Below are 25,214 nucleotides of genomic sequence, written 5' to 3' on the forward strand. Positions count from 1 at the left end.
GTGAAAATACCATCGCTGTCAGGCTAAATACCGGAGCCCCTGTAGAGACGTAATACATTACGTCTTTCACAACATTGCGACAGTATTGTGTTTTCACAGCATTGTGACAAATCATCATATCTGGTCTCAACCGCTGCTAGTTGCATTTGCAACTTAATGCCGCCGTTTGTACCCCGAATGGAGACGTAATATATTACGTCTCTACAGTCTCTACAGTCCGAAATCATAAATTTCACTCAGCCTGACGGCTACGCAACAACGGCGAAGGGCTGTACCTGACAGTTTATAGTTTATAGTGCATTAGCGCTGACTTGACCTGAAATAAAAAACCACAGCCCAGAGAGCTGTGGTTTTCCTTCTTATTACTACTTAACTACCTTATTTTATGATGAGTTTCTGCACCATGGCCTCTTTCCCGGCTTTCAGGCTGATGAGGTAAATACCAGGTCTCATGCCGTAAGCTTTGCCGTCGAGGCTGATCTCAGTGGTATTTCTTACTTCTTTGGTGTGCAGCACCCGGCCGCTGATGTCAGTAATCTGCAGGGTGGCAACTTCTACCGGCTGCTTGGTTCTTACGTTGAACACGCCGTCGGTGCTTGGGTTCGGATAAAGGGTCATACCACCTTCAGTTTTACCATTTGCGCTTACTCGGATCACTTTGCTGAACTCGTGAGCTCCGCTGAAATCCACCTGACGTAAGCGGTAGTAGTTGGCACCGTTGGCTGCTGTTTTATCCAGGAAGCTGTAGTTCATCTGGCGGCTGCTGGTTCCGTTACCTTTCACTGTACCAACAGTTTCGAAGGAACGGCCGTCGTTGCTACGCTGCACTTCAAAACGATCGTTGTCTTTCTCGGTGGCAGTGGCCCAGTTCAGGGAGATTCCTTCGGCAGAAGCAGCACCCTTAAAGCTTATCAGTTCTACCGGCAGCGGGTTAATGATGCCGCATTCTTCGTTTACGAACACATACTCAGTATCGGTTGCAGTGCCACAGTTGTTGGTTACCGTTACGCTTACATCACCTGGTTCAAAACCTGCATATACCGTGATGGAGTTGGTACCGTCGCCTGAATCGATGAACCAGTCGGCAGGTACGGTCCAGGTGTAAGTGGCGCCTGCCTGAGCAGGAGTGGTAAAGGTGTAAGGATCGTCGTTGAACGCACAAACAGTGTCTGGTCCGGCAATATTAGCGGTGATGGTGCAAACCGGTGGCGTTCCGCAATTGTTGTTCACGTCTACATCGATGGCGTCGGAAGCGTTGGTGTTGCAGTAGCCTTTGTAGCCGCCTACGCCATTACCGTTGTTGCCTTTTCCTGGTTTGCCGGTATAAGTTGCTGTTACTGAAACTTTACCGTCGGTAGCGCCTGGAGTTACTACAATTCTCTGAGTGCCTTGTCCGCTTACAATTACCCAGCCGGCAGGAACAGTCCAGTTGTAGTTGAAGTCGCCTTTGGTATTGCCTTTTCCGTTGCCTTTTCCTAAAGAGTCTGCCACATGAGCGGTGTAAGTCTGGTTAACATTCACGCAAACTGAATCAGGACCGTTTACATCTACAATAAAGCCTTTGCTTGGTTTAACCGGCAGGGTTGCTACTTTGGTGCCACAGATCGGATCGTTCACTTTCACTTTCATGGTTCCGCTTTTGGTACCTACTCTTACGGTTACGCAGTTGGTGCCTTGTCCGGAGATGATCTCCCAGCCGGTTGGTGGGTTGCCGGCGTGTGCTCTGGGAACATCCCACACAAAGGAGGTGTAGCCGCGGTCATTCTCGATGCAGTAGGTTTCGATGGTGCCCGGGCAGGGATGCTGGTTGCCTGTTATCGGACGTGGCTGCGAGGTGTTGCAGGGTCCATTGCTTTGGGCAACTGCGAGCTGGCTGGTAAAAAGAAACAGAATAAGATAAATAAACGGAAGTAGGTTTGTTTTCATGGCTCGGAATAGTTAAAAAGCTTTTATTGAAAAACTTTTGGTTTAAGTGCTAAGTTTTGTTGTAATTTGCTTACAGGGGGTTTAACGCCGGGCCTTCTTAACGGTTGTTCAGATGAAACTTATAAGATTAATAATGCCATTTAAAAATTGAAAAAATACAATTTAATATGCTTTTGTAGGCATATAAGGCTTGTGAGGGCTGTAAAAAGCCAATGAGAGGGCCGCTCTTTACTGTTTGGAATCCTGGTATTTGCTACCTGAGATTGATTGAATTGTGGAAGGGTGAGGAAGGAGGCCCCAAAGTAGCGATTGAATAGGCTGTAAAGCGCGATGCTTAATTAAGTACAATTCGAGTGCTTTGAAAGCTGTTGCAATGGGGCATTCTTTAAAGTGAATGTATTCCTTTTATTTAAAGCAAATGCACCCGGGAATGGATTATCAGAGGCCGGTATCGGAGCTTAAGAACGCTAGCTTTTTGGCCTGAAAAGTAAAAACCTCTGACCGGAGCGGACAGAGGTTTTTTGTTTGGATGAGAGAGGTGGTGGCAGAGCAGTGTGTTCCTTAATGCGCGTAACCTTCGCCGTCGTGGTCGTAATCTACTTTCGGGTAAGTTTGCTGCAGTTCTGCCAGTTTCTTTTTTCCGTAAGCAAAGCGGGTAATTACCACGAATAATACCGGCACCACGAAGATCGCCAGGAAGGTGGCGGCCAGCATCCCGCCCACTACTGTCCAGCCGATGGTCTGGCGGGCTACGGCGCCGGCGCCTCCGGAGAAGGCCAGCGGCAACACGCCCAGAATAAAGGCCATGGAAGTCATGATGATGGGGCGGAGGCGGAGTTTCACGGCATCGATGGTGGCTTCCAGCAGTTCCATGCCGTGGTCTACGCGTTCTTTGGCAAACTCCACGATCAGAATGGCGTTTTTCGCCGCCAGACCGATCAGGGTAATGAGACCGATCTGGGCGTACACGTTATTCGAAAGTTTCGGCAATAGCGTAAGGGCTAAAATAGCGCCGAAGGCTCCCAGCGGAACGGCCAGTAAAACTGAAAACGGTACCGACCAGCTTTCATAAAGGGCAGCCAGGAACAGGAATACCATTAAGATGGAAAGCGAGAAAATGATCACGGTCATGTTGCCGGAGGAAAGCTCTTCGCGGCTGAGGCCGGAGAATTCGTAGCCGTAGCCGGCCGGCAGCGTTTGGGCAGCTACTTCTTCCAGGGCGGCAAGGGCTTGTCCGGAACTGTAGCCCGGCGCGGCATTGCCGTTAATTTCGGTGCTCCGGAAAAGGTTGTAGTGCGAAATTACCGGGGCGCTTTCAATTATTTTGTGGGTTACCAGGGCGCTGAGCGGTACTTGTTCGCCCTGGCGGTTATTCACATAGAACTGACCCAGATCAGAAATGTCGTTGCGGTACATGGTGTCGGCCTGGGCCACTACCCGGAAATTCCGGCCATAAATGGTAAAGTCGTTGATGTACTGGGAACCCATGTAGGCGCTCATCGTGGAGAAAACGTCGGATAGATTCACGCCCAGTTTCTTTACTTTTTCGCGGTCTACTTCTACCTGGTAGCCCGGCGTACTAGCAGTAAAGAACGAGAACGCTCCCGAGATTTCCGGACGTTTACGCACTTCGGCCAGAAAAGCCTGCACCGTGCGTTCAAAACCTTTAATATCGTCGGTGCTTTCGCGCTGCTGCAGCATGAAACTGAAACCGCCCGTCTGGCCCAGACCCGGAATGGCCGGCGGAGGCACAATTACCACGCTGGCGTCTTTAATGGTGGAGAACTTTCCGCGGAGCGCGCCCATAATGCCTTCGAGCTGCTGCTCCTTGTCTTTGCGTTCGTCCCAAGGCTTGAGCTGCACGAAGAAGGTACCGCTGTTCGATTTAATAGAGAAGTTAATTACGTTCAGACCGGCAATGGCCGAATAGTTGTTCACGCCTTTGGTGGTGCGCAACATTTCCGACATCTGCTCTAAAACGGCGGAAGTACGGTTGCTGGAGGCAGCCTGCGGCAATTCGAACGAAACGAATAAACGGCCTTCGTCTTCCGTAGGAATAAAACCGGTTGGTTTGTTGGCAAATAATCCGAAGGTTCCGGCGTACAAGCAGGCCAGTAAAATGAGCACCAGCGGCGTGGCTTTTATGCTTTTTCGCACGCCCACCGAATAGTTTTCCGTGGTACGGGCAAACCACCGGTTAAACTTATAGAACCACTTGTTCAGGCCTTTCGAGTTTTCGTCGAGCTTCATGGGTTTCAGCATCATGGCGCATAGGGCCGGCGTTAAGGTAAGCGCTATAAACGCCGAAAGCAGCACCGAAATGGCGATGGTAATGGCAAACTGCTGGTACAAACGCCCCACAATTCCCGGAATGAAACCTACCGGAATAAACACCGCCGCCAGAATTAAGGCAATGGCAATTACCGGCGCCGAAATATCCTTCATGGCTTGCAGGGTTGCTTCTTTGGCAGTCATGCCTTCGTGGTCGATGTAATGCTGCACGGCTTCCACTACCACAATTGCATCGTCTACCACAATACCAATGGCCAGCACGAAACCGAATAAGGTAAGCGTGTTGATGGTGAAGTCAAGCGGAATGAAGAAGATGAAGGTTCCGATAATGGAAACCGGAATGGCCAGGATCGGAATGAGCGTGGCGCGCCAGTTCTGCAGGAAAAGGTACACCACAATAATTACCAGTATCAGCGCTTCGATGAAGGTCTTGATTACCTCTTTAATGGAAACCTCCACGACCGAAACCGACTCGAAGGAAACTTTGTAATCCATGTCGGCGGGGAAGGTTTTTTTGATCTGGCCCAGCGCGGCATAAACGCCATCGGCTGTTTCCAGGGCGTTACTTCCCGGCGCCTGGTAAATAAGCAGGAAGGTGGCCGGCTTGCCGTTCACGAACGATTGGCGGGTGTAGTTGAACTTACCTAGTTCCAGCCGCGCAATATCTCTCAGGTACACCAGAGAACCGTCTTCCGGCCGCGTGCGCACGATAATGTTTTCGAATTCTTCCTGACTGGTAAGTTTGCCGTTTACGGTTATCGGGTACTCAAAAGCCTGCGAGGAATACTGCGGCGCACCGCCTACGGAGCCCGCTGCTACCTGCACGTTCTGCTCGCGTAACGCGTTGGAAACATCGGCCGGCGTAATGCCCAGCTGCGACATCCGGTCCGGTTTCAACCAGATCCGCATCGAGAATTCTTCCCCTACGGTATTGATATCTCCTACACCCGGCACCCTTAATAAAGCGTCGCGGATGTAGATGTTGGTGTAGTTGTCGAGGAATTTAATGTCGTGGGTGCCGTTCGGGGAATAGAAGGTTACCACCATCATGATGGTCGGGTTCCGCTTCCGCACCGTTAAGCCCAAACGCCGTACTTCTTCCGGTAAGCGCGGTTCGGCAATGCTTACCCGGTTTTGCACGTCCAGGGTAGCAATGTCAATGTCGGTTCCCACCTCGAAGTTCACGTTCATGGACATTTGCCCGGTACTGGTGGAGTTGGAGGAAAGATAGGTCATGCCGGGCGTACCGTTCACCTGCGTTTCCACGGGCGTGGTTACGGTCTGTTCTACCGTTTGCGCGTCGGCGCCGGTGTAATTTCCGTTAATGGAAACTACCGGTGGCGTAATGTTCGGGTACTGGCTCACCGGCAAGTTCAGGATGGCCAGCGTACCGCAAATTACCAGTACCAGCGAGATCACAATGGACGTGACGGGCCGTCTTATAAATACTTCTGATATCATTTGTTTTCTTTTCGCTTCTTAATTCAATGTGCTTCCGGTACTTCTTGGCCCGAAAGCCTATCGTTTTTCTAGTGTTCCGGCAGGCCGTTTTTTTAGTCGTCATTCCGAGCAACGCCGAGGAATCTTATGGGGCCATTATCTTGATGCAGGCTTGATAAGTTTCATTGGTTGGCGCTCGGGATGACGCAATGCTTTGTTTTTCAATAGTTGGTTTCAGACTTTTCAGGCCTGAAAGCATAGCCTTTGTGCTGCTTTAAACCCCGCCCCTAGCCCCTCCGGGGAGGGGAATTGGAATACGTGACTTTTAAATCGAAATCAAATCAAATTCAATTTCACGTTACCCGATAATTCCCCTCCCCGGAGGGGCTAGGGGTGGGGTTTCATTTCTACTTCCCTTGTGGCGGGCCTTGGGGTTGCGGCTGACCGAGCGTGATCTTGGCGTTCGGTCGGAGTTTCTGGGTGCCTTCCACTACTATTTTATCGCCGGGTTTCAGGCCTTCGCGCACTACAATTTTATTATGGACCTTGGTGCCTAAGCCTATCTTCTGCTGCACCACCGAATCGCCCTGAATTTTATAAGCGTAGTATTCGCCCATTTGCTCGGTTAGTGCCGTTTGCGGAATTACCAGCTGGCGGCCGATGTCCTGGTTGCGGACGCGGAGCACTACGGTCATGCCGGCAATGAGCTGGCGTTCCGGGTTTGGGAAACTTACGCGCACGGTAATGGTTCCGGTCTGGCGGTTCACGGCGCGGTCGATGGCTGCGAGCTTGCCGGGATATTTGTAAACCGAATTGTCGGAAAACTGAATGGTGAAGGTGGAATCGGATGCACTTTGCTGGTTTTGTATTCGGGTGAAGCGCGGGATTTCTTTTTCGTTGATCACAATGTCTACCGAGATCGGGTCTTCGGCTGAAATGGTGTTCAGCAAGGTTGTGCCCGGCGAAACCTGCGCTCCGACTTTTACCTGCGAAATGCCTATCGTTCCGGACATGGGGGCGGTAATTAGCGAATAGCTTAACTCGTTGGCAGCACTGGAAACGCCGGCTTTGGCGGCGGCTACCTGGGCCTTCGCGGTTTCCAGGTCGGTGCGGGCGTAATCTACGCGCTGGCGGGCAATGGCATCCTGCCTGGCAAGGTTTTCATAACGTTCCAGGTCCTGACGCATTTTTTCCAGGTTGGCCTGGGCGCTTCTTAAGCTGGCCTGGGCTTGGTTGTAACTGGCCTGGTAGCGGGTGCGGTCTATTTCGTAGAGCTTCTGGCCTTTGCTTACTTTCTGGCCGTCCTGCACATAAATGTTGGTAATGTAGCCGGTAACCTGGGCCCGTAATTCTACTTCCTGCAAGGGTACTACGGTGCCGGGGTAGGTATCGGTGCCTACTACATTTTCTTCGGAAACGGTATAAGCGGTTACCGGCACGGGGGCATTCATGGGGTTCTGGCCTTGCTGCGCGTCTTTTTTGCCGCAACTATAAAGCAAGGCAACGCTTAAGATTCCGGCCGAAAGGTTGTATAAGTTTATTTTCATGGGTCAGGTTATTTCGATTCGTAGGCAGCTACGTTTATGGTTCCGGTTACGCGTTCCACTTCCAGTTTGCTGGTAAGCACCCGGTAAAGCGCATTGTAATAATTCAGCTGGGTGGCCCGGATCTCGGCTTCGGCCAGAATCAGGTCGAGGTAAGGTTTAATGCCTTCGTCGTATTGCAACTTAATAATGCGGTACACGTCTTCGGCAACCTGCACGTTGTGCTGCACGGTTTTCAGCTCGTACAGATCGCTGCGGTAGGTGGCCATTGCCGCTTCGTATTCGGTATTGATGCGGTTTTTGATGTTGGCAATGTCGAGGTCGAGGCGTTTGTCCAGCAGCTGCGCGCGGCGCAGGTTTTGCAGGCGGCGCGTACCCGTAAACAAGGGCACCGACATCCGTAGGCCAATAGGCGAGTTGGGGTAAGACTGTTTGTAGAGCTGCTGAAAATCGTTGTTCTGGTACACAATATTGTAGCTGTAGTACGCCGAAAAGCTGGGCATGAAACTCCATTTGTAATAATTTACCGAAAGCTCCTGGATCTGTTTCTGGGTTTGCAGCTGCTGGAACTCGATGCGGTTGGCATAGCTGACCGGCTGCAGGGTATCTGCGAGCATGTGGTGCTGCATTTCTACCGGATTAAAAGCGATCTGAAGTTCTTTTTCGGCGGGATAACCGATCAGCTCTTTCAGGAATACATACTTCGGCCGGATTGCTTCGAGGGTACGTTTGCGGGTGCTGCGCACGTTGGTAAGCGAAATGTCGGCGCGTTGCCAGTCGGTTTTATCTACCAGGCCCTGTTCGTATTGGGCCCGCGCATCTTTCAGTTGTTTTTCCTGCCGGATAATGTCCTGATCCAGGATCTTAAGCTGCTCCTGCGATAAAAGCACATCGTAAAAGGCCCGGCTCACGTTTACCACGATGTCGATCTTTTCGTTGTAGGTGTTCTGTTTGCTTTGCAACCGCACGTACCGGCTGCCCCGGGAAGCAAAAAAAACATCGTTGTTAAAAATTACCTGGTCGGCAACCAGCGAAAGGTTAGAGCTATTAACCGTACCGATCTGGCGCGGCACCAGCACGCCGGCCTCGTTCGGGAAAATCGTAACCGGCATTTTCAGGTAGTGCTGCAGGTTAGCGGCAACGCCCAATTGCGGAAACCAGTCGGCCAGGGCCGCTTTAATTTCGCGTTCGGTAATCTGCTCATCCAGGTAAGCCTGCTGCACCGATGGTTTGTTTTTCAGGGCGTAGGCAATGCATTGATCCAGGGTGAGGGCCTCGGCCGGCGGGGGCGTTTGCTGGGCTTCCGCCTGAAAAGGGATAAGCGCGCCGGCAAAAAGCAGGATGCGTAAGCGTTTAACTATTTTCATACCGAAGCGCTGCATTTATAAGTTTGTTTCATGGTGGTTGGTTCTAAAAAACAGTAGCCGAAACGCTATCAGAATACTGTTAAAAAGGTTTATTGTTTTATGCCGTCCCAGATTACCTGCGCAACCTGCTGCAATTCCGTTTCGCCGATTTCTACTTTTTTGGTTAGCGAAACTTTGGCAGTAGTTACCACGCTGCTGTGTACCAGAATGCTCATCAGTTTCAGGTTCATTTGTTTCAGTACGCCGGTTTCAATGCCCGTTTTCAGGAATTGCGCAATGATGTTCTGGCAGCGGTCGTTCTCTTTCTCGGGGCAGCGTTCGTAATACGGCGAATTCACGAACTGCTCGATAAAATAAAGGGCGTTCGGGTTTTGGACGTAAAAATGATAGTGTTTTTTCCAGAAGGTGAAGAAGCGGCTTTCAAAGTCCCGGGTTTCGTCATCGCCGTCGAGCATGGTCTTGAACATGCGACTCCGTAAATAGCCGTGCAACGCAATGATCAGCGTATCCTTGCTGTCGAAATAATGGTAAATGGTACCCGCCGCTACGCCCGCTTTTTTGGCTACCAGACTCATGGGCGTGCCGTGGAAACCATTCTCGCGCACCAGCTCTAAGGTACTTTCAAAAATGGCCTTTTTCTTCTCCGCAAGTATCTCTTCCTGACTCATGTTTTTCCCAATTGAACGTTCATTCGGTAGGCAAAGTAAAGCAGGATTTCCCGGAAAATTTAGGAATTGCAGGAATTTTGATCGTAAGTGATTGATTGTTAGGTAGTATATTTTGGGAAACCGTAGTCCGTAAGCTAAAGCAGACGGCAATGAATTTGGGGATGGTTGGAAAAAGGTTGGGCTGCCTTTTTACTCCGGAAATGCTATCGTTTTACGGACTAAAGTCCGTGCGGGCGGCTCCATTTTAAAGCATCCGTAGCGTAGGGTTTAAGCTTTAAGCTTATGCCGTTTGTCTGATAAATTCCGTTGACTAAAGTCAACGGCAATGGATAACAATGTGTTTACAGGTGATCTTAAACTTTTAAAGTTGTTACTTATAACTTCAAGGCACCTCACAAGTAGTAAACTTATTTCTGATTATTCTAAATCTATTGCCGTTGACTTTAGTCAACGGAAGTTTTGGAAAGCAGGAAAAAGAAAATTCATAGCCGTCTGCTTTAACTGACGGGCTGCTGGCGGAAAATTTGTAGCTTCGCCTGAATCATGAGACCTTTAAACGCTTCCGCCAGACATTTCCTGGTGCAGAAACTGCGCCTTTCCAACAAGGAAGCAACTGCCCTTATTTTAGCGAAACGCTTCCTGGTGAACGGCCAGCCTGCGCAACTCAACCAGCCTTTGCAGCCCGAAGACGAAGTAAGCTTAGACGGCAAAATCCTGAAGGAAGCGCAGCAGTTCCATTACCTCGCCTACTACAAACCGCGCGGCATCGAAACTACTTTAAATGAAGCAATCCCCGATAATTTAACCCAGGCCCTGAACTTCCCGGTACGCGTGTACCCCATTGGTCGCCTCGACAAGGATTCGGAAGGTTTACTGCTGCTCACTAACGACGGTTCCATTTTCGACAAAATCCTGCACAGCGAACAAAAACAGGAAAAGGAATACGTGGTGCGGGTAGATAAACCGTTGACTTCGGAAGTTATTTCTGCGCTGGCTTCCGGGGTGGAAATTATGGGGAAGAAAACCCGTCCGGCGGAGGTGAAGCAGCTTGATGAGTTTACGTTCAATATTATTCTCACCCAGGGCCTGAACCGGCAGATCCGGAGGATGTGCTATAAACTGGGGTATGAGGTTTTAGAGCTGAAACGGGTTCGGATTGTGCATGTGGAGTTAGGGGGTTTGCAGGTTGGGGAATGGCGGGAGTTGGGGAAGGAGGAAGTTGCGGGATTGAAGAGTTTGGTTTGACAATCTCATTCTCCAACAACTGGCTAATTTATTGGTTATACACTTCTAACCCAGAAGCTATACCTATGAACAAGCTACTCAAAACCGAACTGGATTTCCAAGCCGGAAGAGGCACTTTAAAAGCAGAAGCCATCGGGGCATTTTCCGCCGGAGCTTTTGCGGCCGGCGCGATGGCAGTTGGGGCTTTAGCTGTTGGTGCCCTAGCGATTGGCAGTATGGTTATTGCCCGCATGGGAATTAACCTGGCGCGCATCCGGAAACTGACTATTGATGAATTGACGGTGAAACGGTTGCGGGTTGAGGAGGAGTTGGTTAGGCCGGGAAAGTAGCCTTATTTAAGCCAATCAGGCTTTTCATAATAAGATTCAACGATTCCTCGCAAATAGTTGCTGCGTTCATTCCCGGATGTAAAAATAGCTTTAATAAAGCTTTTTAAAATCGCTCGGTTTTGTTTGGAATTGATAGTTGAGAAGACCTTTAGCTTATCCGGGGTTGCTGGTAATTTAAAATCAGCCGGATTTATATTAGCAGCCTTAGCAGTTTCTAACAACCATGTTTCAGCAGCTGGACTTAATTGGATTAGGATTTTGCTTTCGTCTTGTTGGTGCTTCAATACGGCAACGCCATATTCTGCTTGCTGCACAGTAAACTCATTCATGTAAGCAAAGGTCAAATGCTTGTCATTATCGATGCATCCAATTAAAGTTTCAAAAGGCAAATCCTGGAATTTTAAGCTTTTCAAAACTTCATTAACACCATGCCTATGGGTGTATAGGTGGCTTTGATCATAAAGCAATGTCGAATACAGAAGAGTTTCGGTATAACACTCAGAAAGAAAAAGTACAGACATACCCTTAACTGTATTTCTCCAGGTTAAAGAAAATTTCCTCCCGCATATTCTGTACGTTCGCTAACTCTTCTTCCGATAAGGTTCGGATATGCGTCTGATCATCTTGGTAACTGCAAACGTGAACGGCAATTTCATCTTTGCCTAATCTCTCCAACAGTGTATCGAAAATGTAAGGACTATGCGTGGTAATGAAGTATTGATTGGAAGTATCAGCCGCGATCCGGGAAGCCAGCATTTGCACAAACGGCGGAAAAGAATGCGCTTCAGGCTCTTCGAATAATAAAACTGAATTTTTATTGGAATAAATGGCTGCTAAATAAAAAGCTAACCGCTGAATGGTGTCGGCAATAGATGTATAAGGGAATGCATAAACTTTAGCGCCTTTCTTCCGCTGAACCTCAAGTTTTCTTTCTTTTACACGAAGAACAAGTTCTAAATCATTGCTAGCTAAGAGCTGATTTATATTATTATAAAGATCCTCATTTAATTCAAGGATGGTAAATAAGTTGTCTCCGAAAGGTGGTAATAAAAAATCAGAATATTTATTTTTAAAAGTATCATTTGATTTAAATTCGTACTTTTTTACTAGTTGTCCACCTTTAGGATTTGAAACAACAAAATTATATCCTGACTGATCACTTTTTTCCTTATATACCCCATTCACATCCATTTTATATTGTAAAGCATTTCCAATCTCATTAAATCTTCTATTTCTAGCTAGTTGGCTTTGGATATGCTTTATTAAAGCATTACTTCTACTCTCCTTATCAAGTAAACTTTCAATATAGTCACCAGAAATAGCTTCTAATAAAAGACTATATATAAATTCTAAAGAATTCACTCCCTGTTGTTCTAAGTAAGCTACACCAACATTAGTTTCAACTTTAATTGTTTCCGAGGAGTCATTCTCATAAAATAGGTTTTCAATATCATCATACCGAACATAGCCCCGCATAAATTTTTGAGAGTGCTGGTTTGAAGATAATAAGGATAATGCCTCTAGGACATTGGACTTTCCAACATTTGGGTAACCAATAAGAAGGTTTACCCGCTTTGTCTTTAAAGAAACGAGTTTTAGAGATTTAAAATTTCTGATTATGAGGTCAGTAATCATAGTAATTCTATATATACTGTATATTTTTCAAATTTACCGGAATTAAATTCACAAGCAATAATTTTAAGACAACTTCCCTCAGACCGCTATCCTCCGCACCCCAAAATCTCCCTCCCAATTCCGCAACCTAAACCCCTTCAAATCTGTTAGGAAGAGTTACTTAAACCACCTGCAAATCTGCGCGTTTATGCGTACCTTTGCAGATTAATTCTTACCAGATACATGGCTGACAAAAAGCTTGATCCGGTTGCGGCAACAGGCATAGACGTACCTTTTATTGAAGTGTACGGCGCCCGCGAGCACAACCTTAAAAATATTTCCCTTACCATTCCGCGCAACCAGCTGGTGGTGTTCACCGGCATCAGCGGCAGCGGCAAATCGTCGCTCGCCTTCGATACCATTTACGCCGAAGGGCAGCGCCGCTACATGGAAACCTTTTCCGCCTATGCCCGCTCCTTTCTGGGCGGACTGGATCGTCCGAACGTCGATAAGATCGAAGGACTTTCGCCGGTAATTTCCATTGAGCAGAAAACCACGAGCCGCAACCCGCGCTCCACGGTGGGCACCATCACGGAGATCTACGATTTTATGCGCCTGCTTTATGCGCGTACCGCCGAGGCTTTCAGTTATGTGACCGGCAAAAAAATGATCCGGCAAAGCGACGAGCAGATCGTAAACCACATCCTGGAAAATTTGAACGGCAAAAAGCTGATCGTGCTGGCGCCGGTGGTAAAAGGCCGGAAAGGCCACTACCGCGAACTCTTCGAGCAGATCCGGAAGATGGGTTTTGTGCGCGTGCGCGTAGACGGCGAACTGCTGGAGCTGGTCCCGAAAATGCAGCTCGACCGCTACAAAATTCACGACATCGAGATCGTGATCGATAAAATTGTGGTGAACGCCGATGATCGTTACCGTTTGTCGAATTCGGTACAGAATGCGCTCACGCACGGCAAAGGTACCATCTTGATTCAGGATGCCGAAACCAACGAAACGCAATTCTTCTCCCGCTTTTTAATGGACCCGGAAAGCGGCATCGCCTACGACGATCCGGCCCCGAACACCTTTTCCTTTAACTCCCCGTACGGCGCCTGCCCCAACTGCAACGGCCTCGGCGAAATTCAGGAACTGACCGAAGACGCCATTATTCCGGACAAAACCAAAACGATCCGGCAGGGCGCCATTGCCCCGCTCGGTGAGTACCGCGACCTCTGGATCTTTCACCAGGTAGAAGCCCTGCTGAAGGAATTCAAAGCGAAACTGACCACGCCCATCAAAGACCTGCCGGAAGATGCTTACAAAATTCTGCTGTACGGTTTAGACGAAGAGCTGGAAGTTAAAACCAAAAAAGGTACTTACGCGGTAGAGTTCGAAGGCATCGTAAATTTCCTGCGCAAGCAAATGGAATCCGATTCGGAGAACATTCGTGAATGGATCTCGGAATATACCCGCAAAGTTACCTGTCCGGAATGCAACGGTTTGCGCCTGAAAAAGGAATCGCTGCACTTCAAGATAGACCAGAAAAATATCGGCGAACTTTCCAATATCACGATCGATAAACTGGCGGCCTGGTTCGAAGGTTTGGAAGATCGGATGAACGAACGCCAGAATGTAATTGCGCGCGAACTGCTGAAAGAGATCCGCAAACGCATCGGCTTTTTACTGGATGTCGGTCTGGATTACCTGAGTTTACACCGTTCCGTGCGTACCCTCTCCGGCGGCGAAAGTCAGCGGATCCGGTTGGCCACGCAGATCGGAACGCAGCTGGTTGGCGTGCTTTACATCATGGATGAACCCAGCATCGGCCTGCACCAGCGCGACAACGAGAAACTGATCAAAGCGCTGCAAAACCTCCGCGACTTGGGTAACTCCGTAATTGTGGTGGAGCACGACAAAGACATGATCCTGAATGCCGATTACGTGCTCGATATTGGTCCGGGCGCCGGCGTGCATGGCGGACAAATTGTAACTTCCGGAACCCCGGAAGAAATGATGAAGTCCGGCAGCTTAACCGCCGATTTTTTAAGCGGCCGCAAAGGCATTGAAGTAGACAAAACCAAACGCGAAGGCACCGGTAAAGAACTGAAGCTTTTCGGGGCAACCGGCAACAATTTAAAGAACGTAACGGTAGCGTTTCCGCTCGGAAAATTCATTGCGGTAACCGGCGTTTCGGGCAGCGGCAAATCCACGCTCATTCACGACACACTTTACCCGATCCTGAACCAATTCTTCTTCAACGCCAAACGCGATCCGCTGCCATATAAGAAAATTGAAGGTCTGGAATTTATCGATAAAGTAATTGAAGTAGACCAAAGCCCGATCGGAAGAACGCCTCGTTCCAATCCGGCAACGTATACCGGCATGTTCACCGATATCCGGAATTTGTACGCCCAATTACCGGAGTCGAAGATTCGAGGGTATACCGCCGGCAGATTTTCATTTAACGTAAAAGGCGGCCGCTGCGAAGTCTGCGAAGGCGCCGGTATGCGAACCATCGAAATGAACTTCATGCCGGACGTGTACGTGCCCTGCGACGCCTGCAAAGGTAAACGCTACAACCGCGAAACCCTGGAAGTACGCTTCAAAGGCAAATCGATTACCGATGTTTTGGAAATGACGGTAGAAAAAGCCGTGGAGTTCTTCGAAAACCAGCCCCGCATTCAGCGCAAAGTGAAAGTGTTGAACGAAGTGGGTTTGGGTTACATCACGCTGGGCCAACAGGCTACCACACTTTCCGGTGGCGAAGCGCAACGGGTAAAACTAAGCACCGAGCTTTCGAAAAAAGATACCGGCCGCACGTTCTACATTCTCGATGAACCAACTACCGGTCTTCACTTTCAGGACATTCAGCATTTAAGTGAAGTGCTCCGCAAACTGGTAGACAAAGGCAATACGGTTCTGATCATTGAGCACAACTTAGACCTGATAAAAGTAGCCGACCACATCATCGATATCGGTCCGGAAGGCGGCGATGCGGGCGGGACGGTAGTAGCGCAAGGCACGCCGGAAGAAGTTGCCAAAGTGAAAAAAGGCCATACGCCACGGTTTATTAAGGAAGAACTGGCTACGAGTATTTACCGGGAGAAACAGGCTTCTTAAAAACGCTATCTTTTTGCCCTGAAAACCAAAGCCGGTCCGGAATAATCCGGCCGGCTTTCACTTTTAATCGGTATGCTTTCAGCCCAGGAAGTTACTTTTTAGCATCCAGGTTTTTCATAATTGCCCGGGCTTTGGTAAGATGGTCGCGGAGAGACGGTTCTGTCTGGATAGCATACCGGCGAAGCTCCGGGTCGGTGGCGTTCTTTATCGCTTCCCCAAAAAGCGCCACGGCTATCTCATGATCCCGGATCATCTGTTCCATGTAACGGCGGTCAAATTTATCACTCCTTATCTGCAACAGGTTAGCATAAGCATCTTTGTGTTCCGCATTCACGTTTTTCGGGGTATACCATTTTTTTTCGTTGGATAAGTTTATCAGGATGCTGTTGGCGCGTCGGTGCTCTGCCTGCATCTCTACCCCGTAGTCTTTAACTGCCGGGTCAACCGCCTGATCCTCGGCCAGCAAACTCAGCTCTACTTCTGCCATTCCCATTTCTGCCGCCTTGGCCACAAAAGCGGTATCTGAAAATGGTCCGTTTTTTATCTGTTGAATAGCTTCTTCGGAAGACAGCCCCGGGTTTACCGGCTCGATCGTGACCTCCTCTTTAGACGTACTTACAGCAGGCGATACTGAAGCCGGAGCTGAACTGGAACGCTGCGATTCACAGCCCATTTCGCCCAGGCTTATTCCGATTGCCATCAGGCCAATTAATCCTCTTTTCATAGTTTACAGATCGGTTTAGCACAAAAACATTTAGGCTGATCCCGCTATTACTTCCGCCTACCATTCTCTTCCGGCTCTTTTCTTCGGCTTTTTGAATAATAGTTAAATGCAAGGGCAAGGAATTCGGCCGACTATTATAAAGAACAGAATTAGTAGTCCTTGGTTTATTTGATATCAATACCTGCAATAACCGGCCGGGTAACCCACGCAAGTTGCAGGTTTAAGTGCCGCCGTTTTTGAATTAGCCATAAAGCAGGCTTGCAAAGGCGGAAAATTCTGAGCAGGTACTGTTTTGTGTGTATTTTAAAGGAGGTTATTGGCTTTGCAGGCAGGGCCTCTATAAACTGAATAACTATTTGCCTGCAGGTTACGGCTTCGCCTGAACCTGCAGGATGGGAAGAAGTTTTTTAGCGTATCGGTAGATTGGCTACAGATTTCCTGAGTTGTTAATAATAAATCTGCAAATAGTGTAACTGAAGCTGCAACAAGTCTGCCGGTAACGGCGTCAGGTAGCTGATTAATCTGTGAAAAACTACTATGAAAAACCTGCTACTCTTACTGGGTGTGACTGCTGCTGCTTTAACGGCACAGGCGCAAAACCAATACCTGATCACGTTCAAAGACAAAGGTCCGGAAGCGGCCTATTACCGGCAGCATCCGGAAAAGGTGTTGAGCGAAAGAGCCCTGGCAAGGCGGCAAAAGCATAACGCTCTCTTAAAAGAAGAGGATTTGCCGGTCAGCAATACTTATCTGAAGCAATTGCAGGAAAAAGATATCGAAATCCGGCAAAAAAGTAAATGGCTGAATGCGGCTTATATCGAAACTTCCCTGGACAGAAACGATCTCCAAAAGCAATTCCCCGCCATAAAAACCATTAAAGTTTACGGCAGCAAAACCGAAAAGCCGGCTCCGGCTAAATTCCCGGAAGTCAGAACAAACCAAAGCAATACCCGCCTGAGTTACGGCGCTTCCGCCGCTCAAATCGATCAGCTGAACCTGGACTGCATGCACGATAAAGGGTATCAGGGAAAAGGCATTTTAATTACCGTAATCGATACCGGGTTCCCGGGCGTGAATACCAATGCCGCTTACGATTCTTTGCGCCTGCAAAACCGGATACTGGCTACGCGTAATTTCGTGAGCAAGCCAACCACGGTTTACGGCAGTTATTCGCACGGTACCTTCGTGTTTTCTACCATGGCCGCCAACAAACCGGGCGTGTATGTAGGCGCGGCAGCGCAGGCAACTTATGCGCTGGCACTAACGGAAAATATGGCCTCCGAAACGCATCAGGAAGAACTGAACTGGGCGGCTGCCGCCGAGTGGGCCGATTCTTTGGGAGCGGATATCATTCAGTCTTCGCTTGGGTATAAATTCTTCGATGCCGGGCAAGGCGATTATGCCGATACGGATCTGGACGGCGATACGCCCATTATTACCCGGGCTGCCGATAAAGCAGCCCAAAAAGGAATGCTGGTGGTGAGCAGCGCCGGAAATGAGGGAGCAAGCAAACCACCCCGTTCCAACCGTATTAACCCGCCTTGCGACGGCGATTCCGTTCTTTGCGTAGGCAGCGTAACCAGTGCTAACCAATACAGCTCTTTTTCATCGGTAGGACCAACGGCCGATAACCGGATCAAGCCCGATGTGGTTGCCCGCGGCACCTTTACTCATCATTTAAGCGTAGCCGGCGGACCGGCAGCCAGCGACGGGACTTCGGTAGCTGCTCCTTTAATTTCCTCTGTGGCAGCGGCTTTGATTCAAGCCAATCCGGGCGCTACCAACATGCAGGTTCTCAACGCCATAAAGCAAAGCGCCGACAAATTCAGTAACCCCAATAACCAGTTTGGCTGGGGGCTGCCGGATGCCTGTAAAGCCGATTCCCTGCTTCGGAACATTATGCACGTTCAAAAGGAAAAAGCTGCCAGACCGGTTAAAGTTTACCCCACCGTTTTCAAAGAGCAGTTAACCCTGGAAGTTCCGGCCGGGCTGCACCTGCTGCAGGCTGAATTATTTACTGTTACCGGCCAGCGGGTTTTCTTCAGCTATTTAGAGAAGGCTGATAAAATGATCTTGCATCCGGGGCAAAACCTGCCGAAGGGCTTGTACCTGCTCCGGTTGCAGGATACTGCCGGAAAGATGCTCCAGTATAAGGTGATAAAAGAATAAGTTTATAGTCGCAAATCAAAAAAGCTGCAGCCCGTTCAGGTAGCAGCTTTTTTTTAATAAAATGGTAGCGTTTTCAGAAGGGAAGTTTCATTCTGGCGGATTCTCCCCCTGAGGGCAGAGTTGGTTCATTCTTAAGATTCTCCCTTGCGCATTTAGAAGGGGGTTAACTACCAGTCAATCGTTGCATAAACCGCTCTTTTTGAGGCTGTCGCTTCACTGATTTAAAAACTTCAGATTATATAAAGGCCAAAGTTATAAACTTAGACCAGCGATTTTGAGAATAAAAACGGCTATAGCGTTTATCAGGAAAGAGCTGCTTCAGAACGGGGCGCTTTCCAGAAATTCCCGGTTTTCGGTAACGGTTTCCGGGGTTATTCTTTCCAGTTGCGGGTTTGGTTTGGAAAGGTTCAGGATGTAGCCCTGCATGAAGTTCAGGTTGTGCAGGTCGTGGGTGATGCAGAGGACGGTTTTCTGTTTTTCCTGTACCCATTCAGCTAAAATCCGGAATACTTTTTTTTTGTGGTACACGTCAAGCTGCTGGGTAGGTTCGTCTAGAAGGCAGATGGCGGCATCCTGCAGCATAAGCTGGGCCAGCCATACGAGTTGTTGTTCTCCGCCGCTCAGGTCCGGGAAATTGCGTTCGGCCAGGTGGCTGATCTGGAGTTTCTGGAGTAAAAAAGCTACCGTTTCGTAATCCTGCTGCTCGTAATTCTGAAAGAAGCTTTTCTTCCGGAACATTCCCATTACCACCAGGTCTTTCACTTTTACCGGAAAGGTAACCACGTTTTTTTGCGGTAAATGCGCCAGTATGCCCTGGGCGGCAGCATTGGGAATTTGCTTCAGGTCCTTCCCCTGCAAAAGGATCTGGCCGGAATAGGGGAGTTGGTGAACAAACGTTTTGAACAGGGTACTTTTGCCGCAGCCGTTATGCCCTAGTACGGCAATAAAAGCCGGCTCCGGCACCGAAAAAAAAAGGTTGCGGATAAGCTTTCGCTCATACCCCGCAACCAGATCTTTAACTTCTAAAACCACTTTTTAATGATTAATGTTTAATGATTAATGATTAATAAAAAGCAATTAATAATTGCAGTTTTCAAACTATTAAACATTAATCAATATTCATTAACCATTAAATTCTAGTACTCGTCTTCGTTGAACATGAAATCTTCTTTGGTCGGGTAATCCGGCCAGATTTCTTCAATGTTTTCGTACGGCTGGCCGTCGTCTTCCAGAGCCTGCAGGTTCTCTACCACTTCCATCGGGGCGCCGGAGCGAATAGAGTAATCGATCAACTCGTCTTTCGTGGCCGGCCAAGGCGCATCTTCCAGGTAGGAGGCTAATTCCAATGTCCAATACATAGTAATCTGATTTAAATGAAATATCGGGTTTTTAAAATGGTTTGCAAAAATAAAAGAATCCGGGTAAATACCAACTGAAATGGCTTTATTTAGCCCGTTTTTCTGTTTTTACCCTCACAACGTACAAAGCCCGGAAATGTTGGGTGTTTGCTTAAAAAAAAGTATGCTTTGGCTATGGTTTCTGGAAAAAGTAGTGTAGCCCTACCTGCAGGCCGCCCAGCACGTTGTAGCGGAGCGTATATTTGTCCAGATCGTTGGGGTGGGCCACTACTTCATCATCGTTTATGTTGGTCCAGCTGTAATTGAAACGCAGGTTGGCCGTTAAGTAAAGCTGGTCCGAAAGATCGTGCTCTACGCCGAAACCCAGTACTATCGAGGGGGCTATGTTGTTCAGTTTGTAGACGCCGGCATTTGCCGGATCCTTGTCGGATATGGTATACGTGCCGGCAGGTATGGTTTGTCCGTTATTTGGCATGTTCGGGTTCGAAACCACTACATTTTCATCGAAGGTATTCACTTCTTCGCCGCTCAGCAGGAAGGCTACCTGGGGACCAACGTGGATGTTAAAGCGGGTAGTGCCCGTGCCGGATAACTTAAAAAGCAGCGGAACCGCCAGGTATTTCAGGTCTATTTCTTTTTTACCGATCACCCGGTTGTCGCTGTTAAGCAGGTCGTATTTGGCGCCCTGTTTGGAGTAGGCACCTTCCAGCTGCAACGAATGCCTGTCGTTGAACTTGTAGCCCAGTACCAGGCCGCCGGCCGGGCCGAAGGTTGCTTTATGGTCGTGGTGCTCGTTATTCTGCAATTCGTTGTCGATAATGATCCAGGTATTGTTGATGGCGGCCGCTGCCCCGATGTAAGGGCCAACCCCTTCGGATTGCGCACTGGCCAGGAACGGCATTATTCCGAAAAGGAACGCTAAAACAGGTAAGGCTTTTTTCATAGTTGTACAGGGTTAAGAAGACATACAGTTTTCTCCCTACCGTACTACCGAAGGACCGAAATTGTTGTTAAATGCCCTGCTTTTTTAGTTTAGAGGCTACCGTTTTGGGTTTAAAAAGTGCTGGCATTTTTTAGGAAGGCCATTTTTCAGAACAGAAACAGAACAGCCTTAAAAGAAAATTCTTCTGCAACCCAGGCAATGCCCGTAGCTGCAGAAGAATTTATAAGTTTTAAGAATTGGTTTAGAGGAAAGGCCTAAAGATCGAAACGGTAGTGCAGGCCTAACTGGAACCCGCCGGTTACATTGTTGCGTGACTCGTAGTAGCCCCGCTCTTTCTCCATGTTTATCCAGCTATCGCTTCTGATATCGTTAAATCCGTAATAGAACCGCACGTTGGCGCTCAGGTATAAGTTGTCGATAAGATCAGCTTCTAATCCCAGACCTAAGGCTGCGCCGATATCCGTTTTGTTGAAATTTGCTTTATCGTCGTTCTTATAAGTAGCATGGTCCGGACGGTTGTAAGTGCCGGCATTTAATACAATGCTTTTATTCGGTATTTCGAGATCAAGGGAAGTAGCAGGTGCATTTTCATAAACTTCCACATCCCCCGCCGTAAGGTCTGTGCTGCTCAGGCCGGCTCGCAAAACCGTACGTTCAGTTACCTGGTTTACTTCAGAACCCTTGCGCAGGAAATTGAACTGGGGGCCGAAATGAAAGTTAAACCGTACTTTTTCGCCGGTGGTAAATTTATAGAGCACCGGTACCGATGTGTATTGCAGTTCAATGCGTTTTTCCCCAACGGTTTTGGTATCGCCGCCGAAAATATTGCTTCCTTTAATATCGTATTCAGCTCCCATGTTGTTCTTGAAAACCTCTACCTGAATCGTAGAGCTGGGGTTGAACTTGTAGCCCAACACAACGCCGAATGGAGCGGAGTTCCAGGTGGTGCGGCTGTCATAGTTCGGGTCGTCATAAAGCTTGGAGTCGATCACCCAGGTGGTGTTGTAACCGGTTATCAGGCCAATATGCGGGCCTTTCTGAGCATTGGCTGCAAAGAACCCGCAGCTTAATAAGGCAGCGGCCAAAAGCGACTTTAATTTCATAGATTTTTAGTAGATAGAAGTATTATTGCAGCAGTTTTTATTCCTGACGGGTAGCGTTTTCGCTGCCGGCTTCCACGGTGGTTTCGGCGGAAGCGGCCGGACTGTTGTTCAGGCGGCTTTTCAGGAAATCGATCAGTTCGGTTTTGGTGGTTATTTTCCGGTTAAAGTTGCGGATCTTGCCCTGCAGCATGGTCCGGAAGGTTTCGTTGCTTGGCGCGGTGCTTAGTTTGCCTAAGTTGGTTTCCAGCACGTCCACTTCCTGCTTGTCGTACTTAATAAAGTCGCGAAGAGCGTTTATACGGGCATGGATCTGGTCAGCCGGGGAGTTCTTTTCGGCCGGCAGCGGCTTTTTGCGCATGTAGTGCTCCAGGCTGCTCATTTCAAACACTTTGTCGCAGGCAATCATGAAACGTTCCCACACGCGGTCGCTTTCGGCGCCTTTGGCCGGGCCTACTTTTTTCCAGGTAGCCTGCAGTTCTTTGGCTTTGGTGGTGGCCTCCTGCATGTTTTTCAGGTTCAGTAACTCTTCGGCTTCAACCACCAGTTGCTTTTTGCGGTTCAGGTTGTCTTCCATGAACTTCTCCTTGCTTTCCACCTTGGTTTCGGTAATGCGGTTTTTCAGGCGCTCAAAGAAATAGTTATGGGCGGCGCGGAATTTGGTCCAGAGCTCGTTGGAAGTTTTGCGAGGCAGGTTACCGCCCACTTCTTTCCACTGGTTCTGCAGTTCTTTCAGCTTTTTGGTAGTGCCTTCAAAGTCGTCGGAATGTTTCAGTTCTTCCGATTGTGCGATCAGGGCCTTATACTTATCCAGGGTGCGGTTAAGCATGGCGTGCTTGTCTTCGAAGAAGTCTTTTTTGCGGGTAAAGAAATGCTCTACGGCCGTGCGGAAACGCTCCTCAATTTCTTCGTTCAGGGCTTTTTCTACCGGTCCGGTCTTTATCCAGTTGGCGCGCAATTCTTTCAGGCGTTCCGAAGTCCCTTTCCAGTCGATGCTCTCCTGCAGGCCTTCGGCCTCGGTGATCATGGCAATTTTGGTGGAAAGGTTTTTGTCGCGGTTGCGGCTGATGGCGGCTTTAATTTCGTTTTCGGCATTGGTCAGGATCTTGTGCAGGGCCTCGAAATCGCCTACGGCATCGTACTTGCCGATCTGCTCTTTCAGGTGCATTACCTTCATCAGGAACGAGCCTTTATTTTCCGATTCCTCGATTTTCTTGATCAGGGCCATTACTTTTTCCTGGAACTGGTCGAACCGGTGGGCAAAATACACCAACGATTCATCTTCCACTTCCTTCACTTCACCAACCTGCCGGGCCGGGAAGTCCATAAAAGGCTTAAGCCACACCTGATTGTCTTGGATGAAGCCGAATTTTTTCGCTTCTTCCAACAGATCCTTATTTTCCATTTACTGGATAGCTAAATAGTTTGGAACAATTTTTTTACAAGATTATTAATTTCCGGTTATTTTCATAATTATATCCCTATTATAAATTTCCGATATTTGCCTTTTAATATTTTTTAGAGGCATTGCCGGAATAACCGGGTTATACTTACGGAAGGCAATTGTTTTAGATACCTTTACGAAACAATTTAAGCCTGAACCGGTTTGCAGATTTCTGCCGGCACCCAGGTTTTCGGATAGCTTCCGGAAAACGAATAACGATAAACGAATAACGAACAATATGAGCAACGAAACCATTATTTTCTCGATGGCCGGGGTGAGCAAGGTTTACCCGCCTCAGAAACAAGTACTGAAGAACATTTACCTTTCCTTTTTCTACGGCGCCAAGATCGGTGTTTTAGGTCTGAACGGTTCAGGTAAATCTTCTTTGCTGAAAATTATTGCCGGCGTAGACAAGCAGTTCCAGGGCGAAGTTGCTTTCAGCAAGGAATACAGCGTAGGCTACCTGGAGCAGGAACCACAGCTCGATCCGACCAAAACGGTAAAAGACATTATTGAAGAAGGCGTTGCCGAAACGGTAGCGTTACTGAAAGAATTCGACCAGATTAACGAAGCTTTCGGCGATGAGAATGCAGATTTCGATAAGTTACTGGCCCGCCAGGGCGAAGTGCAGGAAAAGCTCGACCACCTGGGCGCCTGGGAACTCGACAACAAACTGGAGCGCGCCATGGATGCTTTGCGCACGCCGCCTTCCGAAGCCATTATCGGCAACCTTTCGGGCGGGGAAAAACGCCGCGTTGCGCTTTGCCGCTTATTGCTTCAGGAGCCGGATGTATTGCTTTTAGATGAGCCTACCAACCACCTCGATGCTGAAAGCGTGTTGTGGCTGGAGCAGCATTTGCAGCAGTACAAAGGAACCGTAATTGCCGTAACCCACGATAGATATTTCCTCGATAACGTGGCCGGCTGGATCCTAGAACTGGACCGCGGCGAAGGTATTCCGTGGAAAGGCAATTACTCGAGCTGGCTGGAGCAGAAAAGCAACCGCTTAGCTCAGGAAGAAAAAACCGAAAGCAAGCGTCAGAAAACCTTACAGCGCGAATTGGAATGGGCCCGGATGAGTCCGAAAGCGCGCCAGGCCAAATCGAAAGCGCGTTTGGGCAGCTACGAGAAAATGATGAACGAAGACGTAAAGGAAAAAGAGCAGAAGTTAGAACTCTTCATTCCGGATGGTCCGCGTTTGGGTAACCAGGTTATTGAAGTGGAAGGCTTAACCAAAGCTTTCGGCGATAAATTGCTGTTCGAAAACCTGACTTTCAACTTGCCGCCGGCGGGAATCGTGGGTATTATCGGGCCGAACGGTGCGGGTAAATCTACCCTGTTCCGTTTAATTACCGGCCGCGAAAAACCGGATGCCGGTACCATTACTGTGGGGCCGACCGTAGAAGTAGCCTACGTAGACCAGCAGCACGAAAGCCTCGATCCGAACAAATCCGTTTTCGAAACCATTTCCGGCGGCACCGAAACCATGTTGCTGGCCGGCCGTCAGATCAACTCCCGTGCTTACGTAAGCAAGTTCAACTTTGCCGGCGCCGACCAGGAGAAAAAAGTAGGCGTGCTTTCCGGCGGGGAACGCAACCGCGTGCACCTGGCCATGACCTTAAAACAAGGCGCCAACTTACTCCTGCTCGATGAGCCAACCAACGACCTGGACGTAAACGCGATCCGCGCTCTGGAAGATGCTTTAGAGAACTTTGCCGGTTGCGCCGTAATCATCTCCCACGACCGCTGGTTCCTTGATAGAATTGCCACCCATATTTTAGCCTTCGAAGGCGAAAGCCAGGTAGTGTGGTTTGAAGGTAACTTCTCCGACTACGAAGAAGCCAAAAAGAAACGCCTCGGCGATGTGGAACCGAAACGCATTCGTTATAAGAAACTGGTTTAGTTTTTTAGGTAGAAACGATAGCGATTTGAAT

At 48.7% G+C, this 25,214-nt stretch carries 18 protein-coding genes; 5 read left to right on the forward strand and 13 right to left on the reverse strand.

Annotated features, from left to right (window positions below):
* Positions 1–378 precede the first annotated feature (378 nt).
* The 5 genes from F0P94_RS07740 to F0P94_RS07760 form a co-directional block, all read right to left on the reverse strand.
* A complete protein-coding gene (locus tag F0P94_RS07740; protein WP_150903303.1) occupies positions 379–1,926 on the reverse strand; it encodes a T9SS type A sorting domain-containing protein in 1,548 nt (515 codons plus the stop codon).
* Positions 1,927–2,487: 561 nt separating this feature from the next.
* On the reverse strand, positions 2,488–5,679 hold the full coding sequence (locus F0P94_RS07745; RefSeq protein ID WP_150903304.1) for an efflux RND transporter permease subunit: 3,192 nt from the start codon (positions 5,677–5,679) through the stop codon (positions 2,488–2,490).
* Positions 5,680–6,065: 386 nt separating this feature from the next.
* Complete coding sequence (locus F0P94_RS07750; RefSeq protein ID WP_150903305.1) at positions 6,066–7,205, reverse strand: efflux RND transporter periplasmic adaptor subunit; 1,140 nt, start codon at positions 7,203–7,205, stop codon at positions 6,066–6,068.
* 8 nt (positions 7,206–7,213) lie between these two features.
* Positions 7,214–8,569: a TolC family protein gene (locus F0P94_RS07755; RefSeq protein WP_150903306.1), complete on the reverse strand. Its 1,356-nt coding sequence runs from the start codon at positions 8,567–8,569 to the stop codon at positions 7,214–7,216.
* Between the two features lie 89 nt (positions 8,570–8,658).
* Positions 8,659–9,237, reverse strand: a complete 579-nt coding sequence (locus tag F0P94_RS07760) for a TetR/AcrR family transcriptional regulator (protein ID WP_150903307.1) — start codon at positions 9,235–9,237, stop codon at positions 8,659–8,661.
* A gap of 543 nt (positions 9,238–9,780) precedes the next feature.
* On the opposite strand from F0P94_RS07760, the gene F0P94_RS07765 reads away from it, so the two are divergent.
* Both F0P94_RS07765 and F0P94_RS07770 read left to right on the forward strand, forming a co-directional pair.
* Positions 9,781–10,482 (forward strand): pseudouridine synthase, encoded by a 702-nt coding sequence (locus F0P94_RS07765; protein ID WP_150903308.1) that lies wholly within the window; start codon positions 9,781–9,783, stop codon positions 10,480–10,482.
* 65 nt (positions 10,483–10,547) lie between these two features.
* A complete protein-coding gene (locus tag F0P94_RS07770; protein WP_150903309.1) occupies positions 10,548–10,811 on the forward strand; it encodes a hypothetical protein in 264 nt (87 codons plus the stop codon).
* Positions 10,812–10,813: 2 nt separating this feature from the next.
* Here the strand turns inward: F0P94_RS07770 and F0P94_RS07775 are convergent, their stop codons facing one another.
* On the reverse strand, positions 10,814–11,332 hold the full coding sequence (locus F0P94_RS07775; RefSeq protein WP_150903310.1) for a hypothetical protein: 519 nt from the start codon (positions 11,330–11,332) through the stop codon (positions 10,814–10,816).
* 4 nt (positions 11,333–11,336) lie between these two features.
* Positions 11,337–12,446, reverse strand: a complete 1,110-nt coding sequence (locus tag F0P94_RS07780) for an AAA family ATPase (RefSeq protein ID WP_150903311.1) — start codon at positions 12,444–12,446, stop codon at positions 11,337–11,339.
* 222 nt (positions 12,447–12,668) lie between these two features.
* On the opposite strand from F0P94_RS07780, the gene uvrA reads away from it, so the two are divergent.
* Complete coding sequence (gene uvrA / locus F0P94_RS07785) at positions 12,669–15,542, forward strand: excinuclease ABC subunit UvrA (protein WP_150903312.1); 2,874 nt, start codon at positions 12,669–12,671, stop codon at positions 15,540–15,542.
* Positions 15,543–15,633: 91 nt separating this feature from the next.
* Here the strand turns inward: uvrA and F0P94_RS07790 are convergent, their stop codons facing one another.
* Entirely contained in the window at positions 15,634–16,266 is a 633-nt protein-coding gene (locus F0P94_RS07790; RefSeq protein WP_150903313.1) for a DUF4142 domain-containing protein, read from the reverse strand.
* 537 nt (positions 16,267–16,803) lie between these two features.
* Here F0P94_RS07790 and F0P94_RS07795 point away from each other — a divergent pair.
* Positions 16,804–18,435, forward strand: coding sequence for a S8 family peptidase (locus F0P94_RS07795; RefSeq protein WP_150903314.1), 1,632 nt, complete (start codon positions 16,804–16,806; stop codon positions 18,433–18,435).
* 318 nt (positions 18,436–18,753) lie between these two features.
* On the opposite strand, the gene F0P94_RS07800 is transcribed toward F0P94_RS07795, so the two are convergent.
* From F0P94_RS07800 to F0P94_RS07820, 5 genes are all read right to left on the reverse strand, one after another.
* The gene (locus tag F0P94_RS07800; protein ID WP_150903315.1) at positions 18,754–19,467 is read right to left on the reverse strand and encodes an ABC transporter ATP-binding protein; all 714 of its coding nucleotides are present in this window, start codon (positions 19,465–19,467) and stop codon (positions 18,754–18,756) included.
* Positions 19,468–19,571: 104 nt separating this feature from the next.
* Positions 19,572–19,793 (reverse strand): DUF2795 domain-containing protein, encoded by a 222-nt coding sequence (locus F0P94_RS07805; RefSeq protein WP_007652164.1) that lies wholly within the window; start codon positions 19,791–19,793, stop codon positions 19,572–19,574.
* 172 nt (positions 19,794–19,965) lie between these two features.
* The gene (locus F0P94_RS07810) at positions 19,966–20,736 is read right to left on the reverse strand and encodes a porin family protein (RefSeq protein WP_150903316.1); all 771 of its coding nucleotides are present in this window, start codon (positions 20,734–20,736) and stop codon (positions 19,966–19,968) included.
* A gap of 254 nt (positions 20,737–20,990) precedes the next feature.
* Positions 20,991–21,839: an outer membrane beta-barrel protein gene (locus F0P94_RS07815; protein WP_150903317.1), complete on the reverse strand. Its 849-nt coding sequence runs from the start codon at positions 21,837–21,839 to the stop codon at positions 20,991–20,993.
* A gap of 37 nt (positions 21,840–21,876) precedes the next feature.
* The gene (locus tag F0P94_RS07820; protein WP_150903318.1) at positions 21,877–23,241 is read right to left on the reverse strand and encodes a DUF349 domain-containing protein; all 1,365 of its coding nucleotides are present in this window, start codon (positions 23,239–23,241) and stop codon (positions 21,877–21,879) included.
* 277 nt (positions 23,242–23,518) lie between these two features.
* Here F0P94_RS07820 and ettA point away from each other — a divergent pair, with 277 nt between their 5' ends.
* Entirely contained in the window at positions 23,519–25,183 is a 1,665-nt protein-coding gene (gene ettA, locus F0P94_RS07825) for an energy-dependent translational throttle protein EttA (RefSeq protein ID WP_150903319.1), read from the forward strand.
* Positions 25,184–25,214 lie beyond the last annotated feature (31 nt).

This window comes from Adhaeribacter soli, from assembly GCF_008727925.1.
Lineage (GTDB): Bacteria > Bacteroidota > Bacteroidia > Cytophagales > Hymenobacteraceae > Adhaeribacter_A > Adhaeribacter_A soli.

What these genes read in the sequence shown, in the direction of transcription:
- F0P94_RS07745 (WP_150903304.1), bottom strand. Translation starts at nt 5,679, where the DNA reads ATGATATCAGAAGTATTTATAAGACGGCCCGTCACGTCCATTGTGATC.
- F0P94_RS07770 (WP_150903309.1), top strand. Translation starts at nt 10,548, where the DNA reads ATGAACAAGCTACTCAAAACCGAACTGGATTTCCAAGCCGGAAGAGGC.
- F0P94_RS07775 (WP_150903310.1), bottom strand. Translation starts at nt 11,332, where the DNA reads ATGTCTGTACTTTTTCTTTCTGAGTGTTATACCGAAACTCTTCTGTAT.
- F0P94_RS07790 (WP_150903313.1), bottom strand. Translation starts at nt 16,266, where the DNA reads ATGAAAAGAGGATTAATTGGCCTGATGGCAATCGGAATAAGCCTGGGC.
- F0P94_RS07755 (WP_150903306.1), bottom strand. Translation starts at nt 8,569, where the DNA reads ATGAAAATAGTTAAACGCTTACGCATCCTGCTTTTTGCCGGCGCGCTT.
- F0P94_RS07805 (WP_007652164.1), bottom strand. Translation starts at nt 19,793, where the DNA reads ATGTATTGGACATTGGAATTAGCCTCCTACCTGGAAGATGCGCCTTGG.
- F0P94_RS07760 (WP_150903307.1), bottom strand. Translation starts at nt 9,237, where the DNA reads ATGAGTCAGGAAGAGATACTTGCGGAGAAGAAAAAGGCCATTTTTGAA.
- F0P94_RS07795 (WP_150903314.1), top strand. Translation starts at nt 16,804, where the DNA reads ATGAAAAACCTGCTACTCTTACTGGGTGTGACTGCTGCTGCTTTAACG.
- F0P94_RS07810 (WP_150903316.1), bottom strand. Translation starts at nt 20,736, where the DNA reads ATGAAAAAAGCCTTACCTGTTTTAGCGTTCCTTTTCGGAATAATGCCG.
- ettA (WP_150903319.1), top strand. Translation starts at nt 23,519, where the DNA reads ATGAGCAACGAAACCATTATTTTCTCGATGGCCGGGGTGAGCAAGGTT.
- F0P94_RS07815 (WP_150903317.1), bottom strand. Translation starts at nt 21,839, where the DNA reads ATGAAATTAAAGTCGCTTTTGGCCGCTGCCTTATTAAGCTGCGGGTTC.
- F0P94_RS07750 (WP_150903305.1), bottom strand. Translation starts at nt 7,205, where the DNA reads ATGAAAATAAACTTATACAACCTTTCGGCCGGAATCTTAAGCGTTGCC.
- F0P94_RS07820 (WP_150903318.1), bottom strand. Translation starts at nt 23,241, where the DNA reads ATGGAAAATAAGGATCTGTTGGAAGAAGCGAAAAAATTCGGCTTCATC.
- F0P94_RS07740 (WP_150903303.1), bottom strand. Translation starts at nt 1,926, where the DNA reads ATGAAAACAAACCTACTTCCGTTTATTTATCTTATTCTGTTTCTTTTT.
- F0P94_RS07780 (WP_150903311.1), bottom strand. Translation starts at nt 12,446, where the DNA reads ATGATTACTGACCTCATAATCAGAAATTTTAAATCTCTAAAACTCGTT.
- F0P94_RS07765 (WP_150903308.1), top strand. Translation starts at nt 9,781, where the DNA reads ATGAGACCTTTAAACGCTTCCGCCAGACATTTCCTGGTGCAGAAACTG.
- uvrA (WP_150903312.1), top strand. Translation starts at nt 12,669, where the DNA reads ATGGCTGACAAAAAGCTTGATCCGGTTGCGGCAACAGGCATAGACGTA.